This window comes from uncultured Eudoraea sp. (assembly GCF_947260015.1).
Taxonomy (GTDB): domain Bacteria; phylum Bacteroidota; class Bacteroidia; order Flavobacteriales; family Flavobacteriaceae; genus Eudoraea.
In genome coordinates this window covers 8,179-26,916 of record NZ_CAMYOM010000036.1, presented here as the reverse complement: position 1 = coordinate 26,916, position 18,738 = coordinate 8,179, and the positions used below count along the sequence as shown (strand labels likewise).

Here is an 18,738-nt window from a genome sequence, read left to right as displayed (position 1 = left end):
ATTCCCTATGCAGTCGAGGTACTTTTCATAATAAGTATTCTGATTTTCCTAATCGCCCTTATCATAATAGTTCCTACCATCCTGGAAGAAAGAAAACTAAAAAAGAAAGAGAAGAAACAGATAAAAAAATCGCATTTATTCCTCCGCCGACGGAAACGGTCATGTCTAAAAGCATTCAAAGTCCTCTTCACAAAAGAAAACAAAAAGGTTCTATTATACATTGGACTTCGATAAATACACTAACGAGTATGATAAAGAGAATTAAAACATGGAATAGCACCATTTGGGGACAAAAAAAGAAAAAAATGAACGAGCTCGTGACCATCAATTCAATAACGGAATATGACCTTTTTATCGGTGCCTCCTTCAGGTATGACCTTCCTGTGTATGATGATCAGAAAGAAAAGAATAATGACAACCACTAAACATAGCTTGATGCAACTACAATACATAGGCGATCTGACCATGAAAAAGAAATTCGAAAATATACTGCTAGTATTGTGCATTATTGGGCTGATCTTAACCCTTTTATTCGGGTTATTATGAAAATGAGTGAGGTACTATTAGTTGCGCTGCCATCAATTTTGGTGTTACTAGGCTACTACAGATATGACATCCCCTTTGCAATCAAAACAGAATCAAAAATAAGTAAGGTTGCCTTGCCAATTGTCCTAATGGATACCATACCAGTTGCCGTATCCAATCCACAAATGGAAAAAACAACAAAAAGGGAAATCAAAAATACCATGATCACGCCAGCATTTATTGACAATTCTTATGCAGCCTTTAAGGAAGCTGTTGGATTTAAAGAATCGCGCGGCAAATATTTAAGCATTAACACTTTGGGGTATATGGGGAAATATCAGTTTGGAATGGAAACTTTAAGGGTACTCGGTATCTATGATTCCATCCTTTTTATGAATTCCCCTGATTTGCAGGAAGGCGTATTTGATGCCAACATTGCAAGGAACAAATGGATCTTACGAAAAGACCTAAAAAAGTTTGGCGGGAGAATGATCAATGGCATTCCCCTTACAGAATCGGGAATATTGGCAGCAGCACATTTGGCCGGGGCAGGGAATATTAAAAAATTTATGCGCTCTAATGGAACTTATATCGTGGAAGATGCTTATGGCACCAGTATTGAGGACTACTTAGCACTCTTTGCAGGCTATGAGATGAGCTCCATAGTACCTCACCCCCGCCCCAAAGTAGCATTAAAAATATCAAATAAAACAAAGATTCATTAGTAAGTTTGAGTTAGTTTGGTTAATCCATGGGACACGGCAAGAGCGATCTTCCGTGTCCCATATTTATTGGTCACTTCTCCATCGATTCTAAGTCGATGGCTAATTAAGCCGTCTTAATTAAGACTCATTTTTTAATACTTCCATGATGCATTAAAAAAACGTATTTTTAAGAATGAATTGTTATAGGACTAGCCAAATGAATTTAAAGATGGTAGTATTTGAAGAAGCTGCTCACATATCAATGCACGATAACCCCTAGAAGAACAACCTAGAAATTAAAGATTTTTTGCTCGAATTGGAGAATAAAATTTACACCTTATTCGTGTTCATTTGTTCTTACGGTATAAATGAAATTATAATCAAACCCTCAGGTAGAAATTAAAAAAATTATGCAAACAATACTAGGTGCAGGCGGAGCAATTGGAGTAGAACTGGCCAAAGCCTTAAAAGAGTATACCTCCCAAATTAGATTGGTGAGCAGGAATCCCAAAAAAGTGAATGAGACAGATGAAACTTTCCCGGCAGATCTCCTCAATCCGTCTGAAGTCAATGATGCAGTAAAAGGTTCAACTATAGTTTATGTAACAGTCGGATTTCCGTATAATTTAAAAATCTGGAAAGAAAGCTGGCCTAGATTCACAAATAATGTCATTGATGCATGCATTGCAAATAAGTGCAAACTGGTGTTTTTTGACAACATCTATATGTACGACCCGGACCACTTAAACGGGATGAATGAGGAAACACCAATTAACCCTCCTAGTAAAAAGGGAAAAATCCGGGCTGAAATAGCGAATATGATCCTAGCTAAAGTTAAAGAAGGAAAACTCACAGCTCTTATCGCCAGAGCTGCAGATTTTTATGGCCCGGGCATAAAAAATACCAGCATGTTAACGGAAACCGTTTTTAAACCCTTGAGTATCGGCAAAAAGGCCAATTGGATGGCTTCCTTAAATTTTAAGCACTCTTTTACCTATACCCCTGATGCCGGTAAAGCAACTGCGCTTCTGGGAAATTCTGAAAAAGCATATAACCAGGTGTGGCATCTGCCAACAGCCAAAAATCCTTATACCGGTCGTGAATGGATCGAAACAATTGCAAAGGAAATGAATGTGAAACCTAAAACCCAGACAGCTACAAAGTTCATTGTAAAATTACTTGGCCTTTTTATCCCCTTGATGCGGGAAATGCCTGAAATGATGTACCAGTACGACAGGGATTATGTGTTTAATTCAGACAAGTTTGTCGAGCATTTTGATTATAAACCAACCCCCTATTTAAAAGGAATAAGGGAAATTATACAATTAGATTACAAGAAATAACTGTCGGTCAGAAAATTCAGGGCTTGCCATAGAATTAAAAACCAGGTTATGATAGATTTTATGAATACCCCAAATGCAAAACTGGATGTCTCTTGTTTAAACATATATTTGGAGTAAAAGTCGCATTTACCTGAAGCTTAAAAATCCTGCCCTTTCATAAATGCTCTTAAATGACATACTTTCTGAAAATGACATTTGTTATTTAAAAAAGTCGTTGCCTTGAAAAAATATCATCGCAAGTTTCAAAAATCCCCGGATCTCATTTGGTATAAAAAATATTTGTGTAACGTAAGTGTGTTTTTGTTTTGAGACTATCTTGCAATAAATTGATTTCAACTTGATTTCTATAGATACACATACTCCACTACCCGTGCTTCAGAAAATTCTGGAACCCAAAAACTTGTTGCATCCGAATGAAAAAATAAGGGCAATTTCGAAACCAGGAGAAGGCAATATGAACGTAGTCCTTCGTGTTAAAACAAATCAACGTTCCTTTATTCTGAAGCAATCGAGACCCTATGTACTAAAGTACCAGGAAATTGAAGCCCCTCTTAACAGGATTGAGGTGGAATATAAGTTTTATAAGGCAGTACAAGGAGCTTATATAGCTGACCATATCCCCGCTATTTTAAACTTTGATCAAAAGAATTACCTGATCCAAATGGAAGATCTTGGACAGTGTGATGATATGACCTTCTGTTACGAAGACCGAAAGATGCCCTTTAATATCCTGGAAAAACTAGTAAACATTTCAGAAGCTATTCACATGGTGGGTGTTGTGGAAAACTTTCCTGAAAATAGAGCCCTCAGGGAATTGAATCATCAACATATTTTTGTGCTGCCATTTATGGAAGACAACGGATTTCAGTTAGATGATATTCAGGAAGGTTTACAGGAATTATCCCTTCCATATAAAAAGGACAATGCTATTAAAGCAGTTGTTAATAAACTTGGAGATATGTACCTTTCCAAGGGTAATGTATTGATCCATGGCGACTATTACCCGGGCAGCTGGATGCAGTTAGAAAGTGAACTCTATATTATAGATCCCGAATTCAGTTTTATAGGTTTTAAGGAGTTCGACTTGGGTGTAATGACAGCGCACCTTATTTTGGCCACTATGGTCCCTTCCTCTTTAGCCACCGTAATAGAACTCTATAAAGGAGAAGCAAATAATATCCTAGTTTCTCAGATAGCAGGTATAGAAATTATGAGGCGTCTAATTGGCCTGGCGCAGTTACCATTGCAAAGAACTATCGGGGAAAAAGACTATCTTTTACAACTTGCCAGAAAAATGATATTAGAATGAAATATAACTTTTTTGCTATCGTCTTATTTTTGTCCGTGATCATTTTATCATGCAAGGATCAGAAGGCGCAAATAGATATCCCTGAGCCTAAAAAGTCTGCCTACGCCCAGGATTCTCTTATTTTAAATAAGGAAGAACTATATGACAAAGTTCTGGGTGCTCTGATTGGTTCTGCCATAGGCGATGCCATGGGTGCATCTACCGAGATGTGGCACAGATATGACATTCAGCAAAAATATGGTTATATCACAGGGCTTACCCCTGCGGAACGTATACAATCTCCTGAGGGAACCTGGGAACATAACCTGAATGCCGGAGCTACTACTGATGATACCAGGTGGAAGTACTTTATGGTTTCATATTTTGATACCTATTCACCCGACCTGAATGCAGAAAATTTTGCGAAATTTATTACAGATTACTATCAATCGATAGCATCCAAGCTGGGTGATAAGGAAGTTTTAGCTTCTCCAGATGCCCTGGACGCCAGATTAGAAAAGGTGGACTGGATCAAAGAATGGGCCCGGGTGGCATTTGCTTATCAGAAAAGCACGGAAAATTATCTGGAGGCTCAAAACCGGTTTTATGGAGGAGAAATGTCATGTGCAGGCATGTTATACACCCCCATGTTTGGTTTATTGGAACCCAATCCGGAGATTGCGTATCTCACGGCTTATAAACATTCACTTTTTGATCTTGGATTTGCCAAGGACATTTCGGGGCTGGTCGCGGCCATGACCCATATGGCCATGCGTACTACCAATATGGATTCTATACTTAACACTGCCGTTTTTATTGATCCTATGCGCTATCAGGACAGTAGGCTCTTAGGTCGTATTTCCTATAACACAGCAAACGCCACCAGAAAATACGTAAACCTGTCCCGGGAAATTAAAATATCAGATTCTCTTGGATTAACAGATTCATTGGAAATAAAAATTCCAGATCATTTTAATGGTACTAAAACCGATTGGGTACAGCAGGAATTTGTGTATAAATTATTGGAAGAAGACGAAAAGGCTAATGCATTTCACGCCGGTGAAATCTGGCAAATTATGATCGCCGGATTGGCCTTTGGGGGCGGAGATTTTGAAAAGAGCATTCAGTTTATTGTAAATTACGGTAGAGACAATGATACCGTCGCTGCAGTGGCTGGAATGATCCTGGGGGCAAAGGATGGTTATACTAATTTACCTATAAAATTACGCACCGAAGTACTTCGGGTAAATAGAGAACAATTGGGTATTGATCTTGAAGAGCTTGCTTCCAGAATGGTTGGAACTATGTTACCTGAAACCGTAAATGTGAATTAAAATGGTGATGAAAACTTTTATACATGAAGATTTTTTATTGCAGACACCATTTGCCGGCAGGCTTTACCACGATTACGCCAAAAACTTACCGATCATTGATTACCACAATCATTTGTCGCCTAAGAAAATAGCAGAAGATTTTCAATTTGATAACATCTCTCAGGTGTGGTTGAACGGAGACCATTATAAATGGAGGGCTATGCGTACTCTTGGTATTGAAGAAAAATACGTTACCGGAAATGCTACAGATCAGGAAAAATTTGTGAAGTGGGGAGAAACTGTTCCATATACGGTTCGAAATCCATTATACCATTGGACCCATCTTGAATTAAAGCGTTATTTTAATATAGATGTGCTCCTGGACCAAAATAATGCACAAAATATTTACGATACTTGCTCAGAACAACTACAACTACCCGCACATAGTACTTTGGGTCTTCTGAAGCAAATGAAGGTTGAAGTAGTATGCACAACGGATGATCCTTTGGATACGCTTGAATACCATAAAAAAGGCGCAAAGAACCCGACCCTGAAATTATTGCCGGCCTTCAGACCAGATAAAGCCTATGCCGTTGAAAATACATCTACCTTTCTTGAATACTTAAGTCAATTGGAAGGAGTTGTAAATACCTCGATCCATTCCTACTCCGACCTTCTTGAGGCCTTGGAATCAAGGATAAATTATTTTCATGAAAATGGCTGCAGATTGGCAGACCATGGCTTGGATTACCTCCCTTTTTACAAAAATGAAAGCTTTGATTCCTCCAAAATCTTTACAAGATTAAAAAATGGGGAGTCCCTTAGTTCGCATGAAGTAGCTTATTTTAAATCTGACGTATTAAAGATTCTTGCCAAATGCTACCATAAAAAAGGTTGGGTACAGCAGTTTCATCTCGGTGCCCTCAGAAATAATAATCAAAGGATGCTTCAGCAATTGGGTCCGGATACCGGATTTGATTCAATTGGAGATTTTTCACAGGCAGCGTCCTTAAGTAACTTCCTGGATTACCTGGATAGCACTGATGAGCTTGCCAAGACTATTATTTATAATTTAAACCCGGCTGACAATGAAGTTATTGCCGCCATGGTTGGTAATTTTAACGATGGAAGTGTCAAGGGTAAAATTCAATTTGGTTCTGCCTGGTGGTTTTTAGATCAGAAAGACGGCATGGAAAAACAATTGAACTCGCTTTCCAATATTGGCCTGCTTAGTTGTTTTATTGGGATGTTAACAGATTCTCGCAGTTTTCTTTCATTTCCAAGGCATGAGTATTTTAGGAGAGTGCTCTGCAATCTTATCGGAAAAGACGTAACAAATGGAGAATTACCTGAAGATGAAAAATGGTTGGGCAAAATTGTATCAGATATCTGTTACCATAATGCAAAGGCTTATTTTCCATTTTAGTTTCAGTTGTACTTCAAGAATTTAACTTTCTTAAGTTATATTTGGAAGAATTAATCGGATTCCGGGAATCTTAGTTTTTTCCATGCCTAAAAGAAATATGCTTAACAACTTATCATGTCTGAATTGTTTTCTGTAGACGACAAAATTATTGTAATTAGCGGTTCAACCGGCGTATTAGGTTCCGCAATGACGGCCTACCTTGCAGGACAAGGGGCCAGGGTAGTTGCGCTGGGGAGGAATCCGGACAAAGTAAATTCGCTAATCGAGGGGATAAAGAACACCCGGCACAAAGTATTTCCACTGATTGCGGATGTAACAAATGAGCGAGATTTAGAGCGTGCAAAATTGGAACTTGAAAATGAATTTGGAAAAATAGATGTCCTGGTTAATCTGGCAGGCGGGAATATGCCTGGGGCAGTGATCACTCCTGAACAGACTATTCTGGACGCCAGGATTGATGAATTAAATAAAGTTATGGAACTGAATTATATGGGTTCCTTCCTCCCAATAAAAACATTTCTGCCCTTATTTTTAAAAGAATTAAAAGGAAGTATTATTAATATTTCTTCCATGGCAGCTCAAAGGCCCATAACCAGGGTATTGGGTTATGGTTCTGCGAAGGCTGCTATAGACAACCTTACCAAATGGTTGGCTATTGAATTTTGTAGTAAACACAGTGCGGATTTAAGAGTTAACGCAATTGCCCCCGGTTTCTTCTTAACCGAGCAAAACCGCTCTCTACTTACTGAGGCGGATGGCGAATTAACCAAAAGAGGCCGACAAATTATTGCTAATACCCCAATGGGAAGATTTGGTTATCCTGATGAACTCTTTGGTGTGCTTCAATGGCTGTGCAGCGATGCTTCAAAATTTGTAACCGGAACCATAATTCCTGTAGATGGCGGATTTAATGCATATTCTGGGGTATGAAGACAATGGTAGAAACAATGCGTTGGTATGGACCTAACGACCCTGTAACGCTAAGTGATATAAGACAGGCTGGTGCAACAGGTATTGTAACTGCCTTACATGAAATACCAAATGGAGAAGTATGGAGTACAGATGCAATAAGAAATCGTAAAAGGCTTATAGAAGATGCCGGCCTTAGATGGTCTGTAGCAGAAAGTGTTCCTGTTCATGAACACATAAAAACCAGAAGTGGAAATTTTGAGAAACTTATAGAAAACTATAAGAGTACCATCCAAAACCTTGCATCAGAAAATATAAATATTATCTGCTACAATTTTATGCCCATTTTAGATTGGATACGCACAGAATTGGATCATGCGCTTCCCAATGGGGCAAAAACATTAAACTTTGAGATAAGGGCATTGGCCGCCTTCGACTGTTTTATTTTAAAGCGAAAAGGTGCTAAGGAATCTTATCCTGCGGATATTATCAAAAAAGCGGAAACCTATTATCATGGTTTGGGTTCTGCGGAAATTGAAAAACTCAAAAGAACCATTTTAGATAATCTGCCCGGGGCAGAGACAGGTTACACACTAGAGGAGTTTCAGGAAGCATTAGATAGTTATCAAAATATTGACGCTGCCACTTTGGAAAAGAACCTGCATCTTTTTCTAAATGAAGTACTTCCTGTGGCTGAAGTAAATAATGTATTTCTTGCCATCCATCCGGATGATCCACCTTATCCCATTCTGGGTTTACCCAGAATTATGAGTACATCTACGGATATTAAAAGAATCCTATCAGAAAACGACAGCCCTAATAATGGAATTACATTTTGTACAGGTTCACTGGGTGTAAGAGTAGATAATAATCTGGTACAAATTATAAGGGACCATGGAGATCACATCCACTTTGTACACCTTAGAAGTACCCGGAGAAATGAAGATGGCGATTTTTACGAAGCCTGCCATTTAGAAGGGGATGTCCCTATGTATAGTGTGGTAAAGGAACTACTTACATTACAGGAAAAAAGAAATATACAACTTCCTATGCGTCCGGATCACGGGCAACAATTGCTGAACGATCTGAATATTAAGACAAATCCGGGCTATTCCGGCATTGGACGTCTTAAAGGCCTCGCCGAATTGCGGGGACTTATGTATGGAATCTTAAATCAAAAAACTTAAATCGCTACCAGATAGATTCTGCCCTATTTACCTCTAACGAATTAATAATCAATACTGAGGAAGAGGAATTCTTGAAAACAAGATTCGTATAAGGCTCATTAGGAAATATTTGTGAGGTCATTACATATTGCCCATTATTTATAAAGACTTCTATTGACGACCAATCCATTAAAATCCGAACCTCAACTTCCCCCTCAGGCATATTAGAGATCGGCATTTTTTGTACATTTTTAGCAAACTCCTCTTTGAACGTAGTTTTACCAGACTTAGTTCGATTTAATAAAAACACTTCCTGATCCCCGTCCAGGGTCAATACCAGTTTCTCGTTTAAACTATTATTAAAAGAAAATTCGAAATCTCGATTCGTCGTTTTAAACCTTATTTCTGATTGATTATAGTTGTCAAAAGCTATAGTTTCTGTCTCACCAGCCGCCAATTCAAGGTCCTTTTTAATTTCGGACTTAAAGATGGTTCCAAAATCCTCCAGGGGGTAATTGGCCAATTCATACGAATTACCCAATTTAATAAGTGATAAATTTCTTGGAACAGTCATCGCACTTCGCCATTCCTTTGTTGGTGTATCCATGGCATAGTCCCAATTACTCATCCATCCGATAAATATTCGCCGATTATTTGGTTCATTGTTATAAGTTATCCCCGCATAATTATCCGTTCCCCAATCTATCCATTTTGCTGCCAGTTGATTGGAGGTAAATACGGTGCCGTCAAATTCACCGATAAAATATTGGGTCCCGCTACCACCGTTAGGGGCCCCCGGATTTATGCTAATAATAAGAACCCATTTTTCCTCTCCTGAACCGGAGACTTTTAATGGGAAAAGATCAGGACATTCCCATACTCCTCCATGAGCTCCTGCTTCCTTGCCAAATTCACTTAAGTAAGTCCAGGAAATTAGGTCGGCAGATCTATAAATTTGGGCATGGTCTCCGGCAACCAATATCAGGACCCAACTTTGAGTGGGTTCATGCCAAAAGACTTTTGGATCTCTAAAATCTCGATTCCCATCATTTTCCAGAACAGGATTATTCTGATATTTCGTCCAAAATTCCCCATTATCCAAGCTAAAAGCAATTCCTTGTGTCTGAAAATCATTAGAACCATCTTTCTCTTTGTTTATATTGTGATACGTAAATACTGCCACTAAAGGTGGATTGTCCGGGGTACCCAAACCGGACGTATTATTTTTGTCCAGAACGGCACTACCTGAAAAGATATAGCCATGCTCATCCGGAAATAAAGCAATGGGTTGATGTTCCCAATACACCAGGTCCTTGCTTGTGGCATGACCCCAATGCATGGGCCCCCATACAATATCATCGGGATAGTACTGATAGAAAAGGTGATATGTCCCGTCATTATACACAAGTCCATTTGGATCATTCATCCACATCTCTGTTGGTGAGAAATGGAATTGTGGTCTGTATGATTCTTTAAAAAAGGTCGTTTCCGGAATGGAAGCTTTTTCCGTATTCTTTTCTTCTTCTTTGTTTTTACAGGAATAAATTGAAATAAATAATAATCCCAGCATCGAAGAAATAATATAGGTTCTCATTTCAATTAGTTGATATTTATAAAAATACATTTTATTTATCGGACCTGAAAACACGGGCTTTATAGGATAATTTTTTACTCAAATGAGTATATTTACACATAGATTTATTTCATTAGGATGTATAATTTTTTCAAATGTTTATGTTTCTTTTTTCTAATACTCTCTGCTAACGCGCAGTCTTCAATAGAGAAAGCTCTTGATTGGTACAACAGCGAAAGTGTGCCTTACATTTCTGTTACAGAATTACAAAATTTTCAAACCCAAATTATTTTAGACGCCAGAGAATGGGAAGAATATGAGGTAAGTCATTTAAAAAATGCCGTCTGGGTGGGTTATGATGATTTCAAATTGGAAGACGTGGCAGATAAATATCCCAATAAAAATTCAAAGATTGTTGTTTATTGTTCCATTGGGGTTAGATCCGAGAATATTGGCGAAGAACTTTTAGAGTCCGGCTATTTCAATACAAAAAATTTATATGGAGGTATTTTTGAATGGACCAATCAGGGGTATCCGGTTTATAATACCAAAGGTGAAAAAACCAAAAAAGTGCACGCCTTTGGTAAGCTATGGGGAAAATACCTGACCAAGGCAGAAAAAGTATATTAGGATTAATTCATATATGACGTTGGAAGAAAATAAAGACCGGTTACTACTTATTTTTACAAGAAACCCCAAATTAGGAAAGTGTAAAACAAGATTGGCGGCGACTATAGGAGATCAGGCCGCATTGGATATTTATATGATCTTATTGAGGCATACGGCCAAAATTACTAAAGGCCTTAATTGTTCAAAAGAAGTTTATTATTCAGAAGAAGTGTCCGAAAATGATTTATGGGATAAAGGCAATTACACAAAACAGTTGCAAGAGGGAAATGATTTGGGAGAACGAATGTATAATGCGTTTAAGTCCGGATTTAAAAAGGGATATAAGAAGATAATCATAATAGGAAGTGATATATATGATTTAAATAGTGAAACCATTGACGAAGCTTTTGCGGAAATGGAAAACGCGGATTTTGTCATAGGCCCTGCGGCAGATGGCGGTTACTATCTCTTGGGAATGAAGGCATTGAACAATGATATATTCCTAAACAAGAACTGGGGCACAGAAACCGTCCTGGAAGATACGCTCAATGACCTTAACCATAAAAAGGTAAAACTCTTACAAATCAAAAATGATATTGATGTATACGAGGATTTAAAAGAGTTTGATATTTTTCAATCCTTTGTAAAAATTTAAGCCTATGACAAAAAAACAGCTGGAAGAATCATCTCTTTACCTCAGAAATAAAGGCTTTGAAAGCCCTGAAATAGGGATTTTACTAGGTACAGGGCTTGGCAGATTGGTAGACGAGATAGAATCTAGTGTTGTAGCCCATTACCATAACATTCCTTTTTTTCCATTAGCTACTGTTGAATTTCATAGTGGTAAGCTAATCTATGGTATACTGGAAAACAAAAAAGTAGTGGTAATGCAGGGCCGTTTTCATGTTTACGAGGGTTATGAGTTTGATGATGTTACCTACCCTATACGGGTTATGCGCGAACTTGGAATAAAAAAGTTGTTTATCTCTAATGCAGCCGGGGCCATTAACCTGAACTTTAAAAAGGGTGATATCATGCTCATAGAAGATCATATTAATCTTCAGGGCGGATCGCCTTTGGCATTTAAAAATGTGGCTGATTTTGGGGTTCGCTTTGTGGATATGAGTCAGCCCTACGATATGGAGATGTGTGCGAAAATGAAAGAAATTGCAGTGCGTGAAAGTATTACATTACATAGTGGTGTATATGCTTCTGTCGTTGGGCCTCAATTGGAAACTAAGGCGGAATATCGGATGTTAAAAACTATAGGGGCAGATGCTGTTGGTATGAGTACGGTTCCCGAAGTAATTGTGGCCAACCATTTAAATCTTCCTGTGGTGGCCGTGTCCGTACTTACTGATGAATGCGATCCAAACAATCTGCAGCCCGTCAATATTAACGAAATAATCAGAATTGCCGGGGAAACCGAACCCAAAATGATAAAATTATTTATGGAACTGATAAGGGAATTATAATTTATAATGGTATAACATTAAAAGGTAATAACATAAATTAACTGCATCGCACTTATCAATCGGAACAATAAATTTCCATTCGCAAAGTAATTGTAATTTGATGTAAGGTTTAAACTACTAAATCAACTAAAGTTTTAAAATATACAATGGTTCAAATAAGTTATCTGATTTTATTCTGTCTTTTGCAGCCTATTTCCCTCTTATCGGACTCATTGGCTTTAGTTCCAATTACCAATGAACAGATATGCGGATTTGCAGAACATAAAAGTTGGGACAGATTGCTCAATAGCTTCGTTGACGAGAATGGTAACGTAGATTATTTAGGTTTTAAAAAGGAATCCGAAGTTTTAAACCAGTACTTAGAGCAATTGGGAAGTAATACGGTAAATGAAAACTGGTCCAGAGAAAAAAAACTGGCCTATTATATTAATCTTTACAATGCCGCCACAGTTAAATTAATTTTGGATAATTATCCTTTGGCTAGTATAACAGACATAAAGAAACCCTGGGACAAAGCGTGGATCAAATATGGCGGAGAGTTAATTTCATTAGGAGAAATAGAGCATAAGATCCTTAGAAAAATGAATGAACCCCGAATTCATTTTGCCATCAACTGTGCCTCATATTCATGCCCAAAATTACTTAATCAAGCCTTTACGGAAGAAAAGTTGGATAAACAATTGGATAAGGCTACGAAAGACTTTGTAAATGACCCCAGCCGAAATATTATATCTGAAAATAAAGTGGAGTTGTCCAAGATCTTTAAATGGTATAAAAAGGATTTCGAAAATAACGGTACCTTAATAGTTTATTTGAACCAATATTTAAAATCATCCATTAATCCTGATGCGAAAATTGAATATCTTAAATACAATTGGAGTTTAAATGAAATTAAGTAATAAACCCACTATAAGCATTATTATTCCTGTTCTGAATGAAGAGCGCTATATAGTTAAGCTTATAGATTATATTCTGAAAAATGGAAGTTCTTCCAATATAAAAGAGATTCTTGTGGTAGATGGTGGAAGTACAGATGGCACCATAAAAGCCGCTTTGAAATTTGATGCTCTTGTGCTACGGTCTGAAAAAGGTCGCGCAAAACAGATGAATTATGCCGCTAAACAAGCCGCAGGTGAAATACTATACTTTCTGCACGCAGACACTTTTCCTCCAAAAAACTTTGACAAAATAATCGTAGATGCTATTCAAAAAGGAGATGAGGCCGGATGTTTTAGGATGAAGTTTGATAGCAATAGCCGGTTTTTGAGATTCTTTTCCTGGTTTAGCAGAATAAATCATAAGATTTGCAGAGGTGGAGATCAATCCCTTTTTATCACGAAAGTATTGTTCCAAACTTCAGGAGGCTATGATGAAAGTTACATGATCTACGAGGATAATGAATTCACAAGCAGGCTCTATGAGCTTACTAATTTTAGGGTCTTGCCGGAAAAAGTGCAAACCTCAGCACGCAAATATGAACAAATTGGCAACTTAAAACTTCAATTCTACTTTGGAATAATTCATCTTAAGAATTATTTCGGGGCAGATCCCGAACAGTTGTACCGCTACTATAAAAGAAAAATTTCTACGTAATTTATTCTGTGAATTTATAAGTGACTATTTCGTCTCGTAGTCAAGGATTACCCCTTCTGAAATCCATTTTGCCAAAGCCTGCCTGTTATCGTAATCCAATATCCGTTTTTGGTCTTTTTTATTTCGAATATTACCAATTTCTATAAACGTCATTGCAGGCAAGGTTTTCCTGACCAGGTAAAGATTGCTCCGGTCTTCAAAAGTTCCCGAATAGCTCCGGTTGGGTTGGTACTTTTTGTATTTCTTTTTAAATGTATTATGAATGCTTTCAGCAAGTTTTTTACCATTGCTGCTTTTCTCGTGGTAATAGAAAAAAACATCAATGTTTTGTCCTTTACTCCGGCTATCGACATGCGTAACCACAAGTCGTTGATGTTTTCCTTTATGTTTCAGATATAATTTGTTCACGGCATCTACCCGTTGCTCAAGCCTGTCTTTTTGGTCTAAAGGAATGGTCTGGTCAGGTATGACTAACTCATCCTTATCCATTTCCAGAATTCGCTCATCGCGAATACCATCATCCGGATCACGTACAATAACATAAACCTGTGCCCCATGGGAAAGTAATTCTCTTGCCAACCTCAGGGTTACGTCGTAAGCATATTCGTCTTCTGAAATAGATTTGCCTACGTACTGGGTCATAGCTCCAGGATCAGGACCCCCATGTCCAGAAATCAAATAATAGACCGTGCCTTTTAAACGCTCACTTTTACTAGTTACCTCGGCGTATTTCTCTCCAAAAATATCGTAAGATATACCCTTTACAGAATTTTTTATTCCCGAAACTTTAGTTTCTACTTTAACGATTTCCAGAGTATCTTCAGTTGTTTTAGGAATGACATAGGCCATTCCTTCGTACAAATGCAGACTATCCCTGAGTCTAGGAAGGTTAAGAGCTATAAAATCATCATAAGTGATATAAGGGTCAACGCCCTGCTTGCGAAGTAATGAGTAAATACCATCTCCTTTTTCAGCAACAACTGTTTTCAGCGAATCCTGTGCTACCATAGTTAAGAGTGGAAACCATAGGAGTATTAAAAGTAGTTTTATTAGATTCTGAGGCACAATAATCAATTTTTACAAAGATTATCAAAAATGTTGCCAAATTGCAAGTACTATCGAATACAAAAAAATATGGACTAAAATATGGTGATTAATTGGTCAGATAAAACAATTTAATGATCTCTTCCGCAGGTTTATTTTGAGGTGTGAATCTGTTATCCATTCCACCACCGGCTTTTTCGTGATTAAGAAACCACTTCCATACAAACCCTCCAGCAAACCAGTCTTCCTGCCAAAACTCTTCAAATATAGCTTTCTTCGCGTTTACTTGAGCCTCAAGGTTCACCCCTTCTTCATTTCGATCAACAAGCCATGGTTTTTTTGCAGTATAATCCATACTTCTATATCCAAATTCTGTAAAAAGTACAGGACGGGAGGTTTTTTTTGATAGAGCGGCAATATTCTCTTTCCAGGGTTTCCAACCGGCCTTTAACTGCTCAACCGTCGGGGTTTTAGCATCAGATAAGGGAAAATAGGCATCTATACCAATATAGTCAAGGGATTCCCAAAAGGGTGTTCGTTTGTATTCATCCCAGTTAGAAGCATAGGTTAACTTACCTTTATAAACCTTTCGAATTTTTACAATTAGGTCTTCCCAATACTTTGGCCTGTTCTTTACAAATTGCTCCAGTTCTGTGCCAATACAAAGAATTTCAGCTTTAGTATCCTGGGCTAATTTTGCATATGTAAGCATAAATTTATCGTAGGATACCTCCAGAATTTTCCAGTCTTCTTCGGTTTCCATCTTTAAACCCCCGGTAAATTCACCACGCCATATCCAGATTTGGGGCTTTACCATCACCTTAACTTTGTTTGCACGCAATAGTTCAATGTACTGCTTGGCCCCCCCCTGGGTTTCACCGTACCATTGACGGTCTGTATCAAAAATTATTTCCGGACTTGAAATATCTCTTATAAAACCAAATGGCATAACAGCTGCATGATCCGCATGAATATTCAGGAAAGCATCTACATGTTCCTGGATGGCTTTATCCCTGGAAGCAACAAAACTTATTCCATTAATCTTATTAACCGGCTGACTGGTACAAGACATTTGAAGAAAGAGCAATATTAAAAACCCGATTCTCTTCATAATTGATTTAAAAGGACATTTACAAAAATAAGGTAATAAATCTTGATGTAATTTTAAAGTGGGTGTTAAGTAATTATCATTATATTCGACATAATGCCTATCAACCCATAAACAACATGGAAAATATTGTGATTATTGGGAATGGAGTTGCTGGTGTAACTGCCGCAAGACATATCCGTAAAAACTCGAATAAGAGAATTATAATAATTTCTGCTGAAACCGATCATTTCTTTTCCAGAACAGCATTGATGTATGTTTATATGGGTCATATGAAGTTTGAACATATAAAGCCTTATGAAGACTGGTTTTGGGAGAAAAATAGGATTGAACTCCTACGCGGCTACGTCAGTAATGTAGATCATGAGAAAAAAGAACTTCAGATTGAGGACGCCCGAATATTAAAATACGATAAGTTAATACTGGCTACCGGGTCAAAACCAAATAAATTTGGTTGGCCAGGACAAGATCTGCACGGCGTACAGGGTTTGTATTCCAAACAAGATCTCGATTTATTAGAAATCAATGCCCCCAATAAAGAGGTTTGCAAACGTGCTGTTATTGTTGGAGGTGGATTAATTGGTATTGAATTGGCTGAAATGCTTCGAAGCAGAGATATTCCAGTTACTTTTCTGGTCCGCGAAAAAAACTTTTGGGATGGTGTGCTACCAGACGGAGAATCTAAGATGATCAATGAACACATTCTGGAACATCATATAGACCTTCAACTAGAGACAAATCTCACTGAAATAGTAGCCGATGAGAGCGGCAGGGTAAAGGCCGTTATTACCGATAAGGGTGAAACCATTGAATGTCAAATGGTAGGATTAACCCCCGGTGTTTCACCTAATGTCTCATTTTTAAACGACTCCGGAATTGAGTTGGGCAGGGGAATTAAGGTAAACCGATTTCTTGAAACTAACATCAAAAATATTTATGCTATTGGGGACTGTGCAGAACAACATGAGCCCATTGGTAATCGCAGACCTATTGAAGCTGTTTGGTATACAGGACGCATGATGGGAGAGACAGTTGCCCAGACTATTTGTGGAAACAGGACCGAATACAAACCCGGGCACTGGTTTAATTCCGCTAAATTTTTGGACATTGAATACCAAACTTATGGGTGGGTATTTAATACCAACGGCAGAAAAGAATATGAGGAACATTTTCATTGGCGACACTCCACCGAAAAAATATGTCTGACTATTGCCTTTCATAAAGAAACCAGGAAATTTCTGGGAATAAATAATTTTGGAATTCGGCTGCGCCATGAGATCTTTGATAAATGGCTAAATGAAGGACAAGATGTTATGCATGTGATTAAATATCTTAAAGATGCCAATTTTGATCCTGAATTCTATTCAAAGTATGAAAATGAAATTGCAGCTAAATTTAATTTAGAATTTGGTACTGACATTAAACCCGAAAAGAAAAACTGGAAACGAATTTTTGCTATCGGATAAGTCTTTTAACTCTGGAATATGATATTTAAATCCCTAATAAAACTGAAATAAAGAATGAGTACTTTGGATAAAAGCATGGCACTAACAGGACAACCACCTGCAGCTTTGAGTCGATTTCAAAAATTAGCTGTAATAATTGGATTATCAGGTCTTTTCATAGTTCTACTTGCCGGTTTTAATGTAAACTTTCCCAATAAAGGAATTTGGCTGATCATTTCCATCACGGCTATTTTTATCGGAGTATTTTGGTTTACAAAAGAGGCATATGCTCAGAAACTGAAGGGTATAAAAAATGACGGGGTTTGGTTTAAATCAATATCTTCTAAAGGACTATGGGCCTGGATAACCGGAATAACACTTACAGGATTCTACATAGTCCTTTACTTTTTCCCGGAATTCCTGGGACTGGTAAAGAATGGTTCAAATACAGGTATAATTTCGTTATTTGACCCCTTAAGCAGATTATTGAGCGGCAATCCGGCCAGCCAGTGGTTTGTTTACGGATCACTATATACCATTGCTATTCTGGCTTTCGGTATTAAATTTATTTGGAAATATAGGCATAACAGATACGAAAAGATTCGTACCATAAGCGTTATGTTCTTTCAAACAGCTTTTGCATTTATCATTCCCGAAATAATGGCCAGATTAAATGGGAATCTCCCCTATTACGATCTAAAGAATGTCTGGCCGTTAAACTATTATAATTTTGAAAGATACCGGGTAAATGCATTTATAGATTCGGGAGATATTGGTATGGCTATGCTCATATTTGGCATATTATCAGTTTTTGTGATCTCCCCTATTCTTACTTATAAATATGGTAAACGCTGGTACTGTTCCTGGGTTTGCGGTTGTGGAGGATTGGCCGAAACGGCAGGGGATTCATTCAGACAGCTAAGCGACAAAAAATTATCTGCCTGGAAAGTAGAACGCTGGGTAGTTCATAGTGTTGTGGTTTTTGTTACTCTAATGACTACGGCCGTAATTTATTCCTATCTGGGAAACGACACCAGCAAGTACTGGTTGACCAAAAATACTTTTCTTATTGGTGTAGCCTTGTTATTGACCTTGGTTTTCGTTCTTGTTATGGTATTCAAAAGAGAGCAATTTCAAAAAGATGCCCTTTATGGCGCAATTGGGTATTTCACGATAATTATGGCCCTGATTGGTTTTCACTATCTCAGTGGAGATGG

General features: G+C 37.8%; 18 protein-coding genes. 15 read left to right on the top strand and 3 right to left on the bottom strand.

Features of this window, described 5'->3' with window-relative positions; genetic code table 11:
• Window positions 1-248 precede the first annotated feature (248 nt).
• From Q0X66_RS13360 to uxuA, 8 genes are all read left to right on the top strand, one after another.
• Window positions 249-425 carry a hypothetical protein gene (locus tag Q0X66_RS13360; protein WP_297707198.1) on the top strand — a complete coding sequence of 59 codons (177 nt, stop codon included), beginning with the start codon at window positions 249-251 and terminating at the stop codon, window positions 423-425.
• 117 nt (window positions 426-542) lie between these two features.
• Window positions 543-1,250 (top strand): hypothetical protein, encoded by a 708-nt coding sequence (locus Q0X66_RS13355; RefSeq protein WP_297707196.1) that lies wholly within the window; start codon window positions 543-545, stop codon window positions 1,248-1,250.
• Window positions 1,251-1,639: 389 nt separating this feature from the next.
• On the top strand, window positions 1,640-2,572 hold the full coding sequence (locus tag Q0X66_RS13350) for an NAD-dependent epimerase/dehydratase family protein (protein WP_297707194.1): 933 nt from the start codon (window positions 1,640-1,642) through the stop codon (window positions 2,570-2,572).
• Window positions 2,573-2,909: 337 nt separating this feature from the next.
• Window positions 2,910-3,881 (top strand): phosphotransferase, encoded by a 972-nt coding sequence (locus Q0X66_RS13345; protein WP_297707192.1) that lies wholly within the window; start codon window positions 2,910-2,912, stop codon window positions 3,879-3,881.
• On the top strand, window positions 3,878-5,194 hold the full coding sequence (locus Q0X66_RS13340) for an ADP-ribosylglycohydrolase family protein (RefSeq protein ID WP_297707190.1): 1,317 nt from the start codon (window positions 3,878-3,880) through the stop codon (window positions 5,192-5,194). The genes Q0X66_RS13345 and Q0X66_RS13340 overlap by 4 nt, the downstream gene beginning before the upstream one ends.
• Window positions 5,195-5,201: 7 nt before the next feature.
• Window positions 5,202-6,599 carry a glucuronate isomerase gene (gene uxaC, locus Q0X66_RS13335; protein ID WP_297707188.1) on the top strand — a complete coding sequence of 466 codons (1,398 nt, stop codon included), beginning with the start codon at window positions 5,202-5,204 and terminating at the stop codon, window positions 6,597-6,599.
• A 114-nt stretch (window positions 6,600-6,713) separates the two neighbouring features.
• The gene (locus Q0X66_RS13330) at window positions 6,714-7,529 is read left to right on the top strand and encodes an SDR family oxidoreductase (protein ID WP_297707186.1); all 816 of its coding nucleotides are present in this window, start codon (window positions 6,714-6,716) and stop codon (window positions 7,527-7,529) included.
• 5 nt (window positions 7,530-7,534) lie between these two features.
• Window positions 7,535-8,695: a mannonate dehydratase gene (uxuA, locus tag Q0X66_RS13325; protein ID WP_297707219.1), complete on the top strand. Its 1,161-nt coding sequence runs from the start codon at window positions 7,535-7,537 to the stop codon at window positions 8,693-8,695.
• Between the two features lie 4 nt (window positions 8,696-8,699).
• Here the strand turns inward: uxuA and Q0X66_RS13320 are convergent, their stop codons facing one another.
• Window positions 8,700-10,268 carry a glycoside hydrolase family 32 protein gene (locus tag Q0X66_RS13320; protein WP_297707184.1) on the bottom strand — a complete coding sequence of 523 codons (1,569 nt, stop codon included), beginning with the start codon at window positions 10,266-10,268 and terminating at the stop codon, window positions 8,700-8,702.
• Window positions 10,269-10,385: 117 nt separating this feature from the next.
• Between Q0X66_RS13320 and Q0X66_RS13315 the strand changes: the two genes are divergently transcribed.
• The 5 genes from Q0X66_RS13315 to Q0X66_RS13295 all read left to right on the top strand — a co-directional run bounded on the left by Q0X66_RS13315 (window position 10,386) and on the right by Q0X66_RS13295 (window position 13,924).
• Window positions 10,386-10,877: a rhodanese-like domain-containing protein gene (locus tag Q0X66_RS13315; RefSeq protein ID WP_297707182.1), complete on the top strand. Its 492-nt coding sequence runs from the start codon at window positions 10,386-10,388 to the stop codon at window positions 10,875-10,877.
• A gap of 13 nt (window positions 10,878-10,890) precedes the next feature.
• A complete protein-coding gene (locus Q0X66_RS13310; protein WP_297707180.1) occupies window positions 10,891-11,511 on the top strand; it encodes a TIGR04282 family arsenosugar biosynthesis glycosyltransferase in 621 nt (206 codons plus the stop codon).
• A gap of 4 nt (window positions 11,512-11,515) precedes the next feature.
• Entirely contained in the window at window positions 11,516-12,331 is an 816-nt protein-coding gene (locus Q0X66_RS13305; RefSeq protein ID WP_297707178.1) for a purine-nucleoside phosphorylase, read from the top strand.
• A gap of 146 nt (window positions 12,332-12,477) precedes the next feature.
• Window positions 12,478-13,230, top strand: coding sequence for a DUF547 domain-containing protein (locus Q0X66_RS13300; protein WP_297707175.1), 753 nt, complete (start codon window positions 12,478-12,480; stop codon window positions 13,228-13,230).
• Window positions 13,217-13,924, top strand: coding sequence for a TIGR04283 family arsenosugar biosynthesis glycosyltransferase (locus Q0X66_RS13295; RefSeq protein ID WP_297707173.1), 708 nt, complete (start codon window positions 13,217-13,219; stop codon window positions 13,922-13,924). Before Q0X66_RS13300 ends, Q0X66_RS13295 begins: the two co-directional genes overlap by 14 nt.
• Window positions 13,925-13,948: 24 nt before the next feature.
• On the opposite strand, the gene Q0X66_RS13290 is transcribed toward Q0X66_RS13295, so the two are convergent.
• Together Q0X66_RS13290 and Q0X66_RS13285 are read right to left on the bottom strand one after the other, a co-directional pair.
• Window positions 13,949-14,989 carry an N-acetylmuramoyl-L-alanine amidase gene (locus Q0X66_RS13290; RefSeq protein ID WP_366938702.1) on the bottom strand — a complete coding sequence of 347 codons (1,041 nt, stop codon included), beginning with the start codon at window positions 14,987-14,989 and terminating at the stop codon, window positions 13,949-13,951.
• An 88-nt stretch (window positions 14,990-15,077) separates the two neighbouring features.
• Window positions 15,078-16,079, bottom strand: coding sequence for a glycoside hydrolase (locus Q0X66_RS13285; protein WP_297707171.1), 1,002 nt, complete (start codon window positions 16,077-16,079; stop codon window positions 15,078-15,080).
• A 116-nt stretch (window positions 16,080-16,195) separates the two neighbouring features.
• Here Q0X66_RS13285 and Q0X66_RS13280 point away from each other — a divergent pair, with 116 nt between their 5' ends.
• Both Q0X66_RS13280 and Q0X66_RS13275 read left to right on the top strand, forming a co-directional pair.
• Window positions 16,196-17,542 carry an FAD-dependent oxidoreductase gene (locus Q0X66_RS13280; RefSeq protein ID WP_297707169.1) on the top strand — a complete coding sequence of 449 codons (1,347 nt, stop codon included), beginning with the start codon at window positions 16,196-16,198 and terminating at the stop codon, window positions 17,540-17,542.
• Window positions 17,543-17,596: 54 nt separating this feature from the next.
• Window positions 17,597-18,738 (top strand): 4Fe-4S binding protein (locus tag Q0X66_RS13275; protein WP_297707215.1); only part of this gene is annotated, 1,142 nt, incomplete at its 3' end.

Bases quoted from the DNA above. Each gene is read 5' to 3' on its own strand.
- Q0X66_RS13305 (WP_297707178.1), top strand. From the start codon at position 11,516: ATGACAAAAAAACAGCTGGAAGAATCATCTCTTTACCTCAGAAATAAA.
- Q0X66_RS13315 (WP_297707182.1), top strand. From the start codon at position 10,386: ATGTATAATTTTTTCAAATGTTTATGTTTCTTTTTTCTAATACTCTCT.
- Q0X66_RS13320 (WP_297707184.1), bottom strand. From the start codon at position 10,268: ATGAGAACCTATATTATTTCTTCGATGCTGGGATTATTATTTATTTCA.
- Q0X66_RS13280 (WP_297707169.1), top strand. From the start codon at position 16,196: ATGGAAAATATTGTGATTATTGGGAATGGAGTTGCTGGTGTAACTGCC.
- uxuA (WP_297707219.1), top strand. From the start codon at position 7,535: ATGGTAGAAACAATGCGTTGGTATGGACCTAACGACCCTGTAACGCTA.
- Q0X66_RS13350 (WP_297707194.1), top strand. From the start codon at position 1,640: ATGCAAACAATACTAGGTGCAGGCGGAGCAATTGGAGTAGAACTGGCC.
- Q0X66_RS13360 (WP_297707198.1), top strand. From the start codon at position 249: ATGATAAAGAGAATTAAAACATGGAATAGCACCATTTGGGGACAAAAA.
- Q0X66_RS13295 (WP_297707173.1), top strand. From the start codon at position 13,217: ATGAAATTAAGTAATAAACCCACTATAAGCATTATTATTCCTGTTCTG.
- Q0X66_RS13300 (WP_297707175.1), top strand. From the start codon at position 12,478: ATGGTTCAAATAAGTTATCTGATTTTATTCTGTCTTTTGCAGCCTATT.
- Q0X66_RS13340 (WP_297707190.1), top strand. From the start codon at position 3,878: ATGAAATATAACTTTTTTGCTATCGTCTTATTTTTGTCCGTGATCATT.
- Q0X66_RS13310 (WP_297707180.1), top strand. From the start codon at position 10,891: ATGACGTTGGAAGAAAATAAAGACCGGTTACTACTTATTTTTACAAGA.
- uxaC (WP_297707188.1), top strand. From the start codon at position 5,202: ATGAAAACTTTTATACATGAAGATTTTTTATTGCAGACACCATTTGCC.
- Q0X66_RS13330 (WP_297707186.1), top strand. From the start codon at position 6,714: ATGTCTGAATTGTTTTCTGTAGACGACAAAATTATTGTAATTAGCGGT.
- Q0X66_RS13355 (WP_297707196.1), top strand. From the start codon at position 543: ATGAAAATGAGTGAGGTACTATTAGTTGCGCTGCCATCAATTTTGGTG.
- Q0X66_RS13285 (WP_297707171.1), bottom strand. From the start codon at position 16,079: ATGAAGAGAATCGGGTTTTTAATATTGCTCTTTCTTCAAATGTCTTGT.